The organism is Dellaglioa sp. CoH-57-MRSF-22 (assembly GCF_056781895.1).
In genome coordinates this window covers 1-946 of sequence record NZ_JBXAXT010000017.1, presented here as the reverse complement: position 1 = coordinate 946, position 946 = coordinate 1, and the positions used below count along the sequence as shown (strand labels likewise).

Below are 946 nucleotides of genomic sequence, written 5' to 3'. Positions count from 1 at the left end.
CACTTATGGCCTATAACGGCATAACTGATCCGTTGTCCGAAATTTGTCCGGGTATGACTATCAACGTTCCAACTAAGTCGGCCATTCAGGGCTATGTGAGTGCACAGGTCAAGAGCCAGCAACAGCAACAGCCGATTATGATCTGAGGGGCGTATGAGTTTCGCAATTAAAGATCGTATAGAAGTCAGCTTGTTCATAAACGACACAGAGTTCCCACTAGAAGCTCTGAACGTGCTGCACTTCATACACATAGCATGGACCACACGCGCACTGGTCCCCACAGTTCACTTCTCCATATTTGACGCGACTCACACCTTGGACAGCGTGCCCCTACAGGATGGCATTCCCATCCGGGTTGTGATTCGCGCTTACCAAGGTCAGACACAGACCTTCAACTTCCGGAAGTACGACCACAAAAAGACAAACATGGGCAACGGCTTTGCCTATGAAGTGGACGGATATCTGGACTTTCCAAAGTACTGGACCGGGACCAGTGTCGCCGGCCTAAGGGGAACTTCAAATGACGTTCTATCGCAGATCGCGACAACGTGCGGCCTCCAATTCGATGGGGCTAGTACTTCGGATTCTCAACTGTGGCTACCACGCAATAAGACATATGCGGAGTTCGCACGCAGTATAGCAGATAGGGGCTATGCGACAGCCGCTTCATATATGGAGATGGCAGTAACCAGCACAGGCGTTCTGCGCTACAAGGACGTTATCACGCTGCCGCCGCCACAGCCCTCACAGCGCCTTGTGCTCGGTCAGTTTATGTCCGGAGTGTTTACCGCTATGGACTATAGGCCCATAGCCCGGTCCGGCATGAACAACAAGATGACTGGCTATCAGAATAGTAGGTATTCCCAATCGTTGATCACTGACGTTCCGAGCACCCAGATAAACACGCTCGAATTCAGACCTGATGCCAGCGCGCCGCTATATAACC

Annotated in this window: 1 protein-coding gene; it reads left to right on the top strand. The window is 51.6% G+C overall.

All coding sequences use genetic code 11. The features are described 5' to 3' along the window. Positions 1–153: 153 nt before the first annotated feature. Positions 154–946: hypothetical protein (locus tag AC1RPR_RS07840; RefSeq protein ID WP_481763406.1), on the top strand; the 793-nt coding region annotated here is incomplete at its 3' end.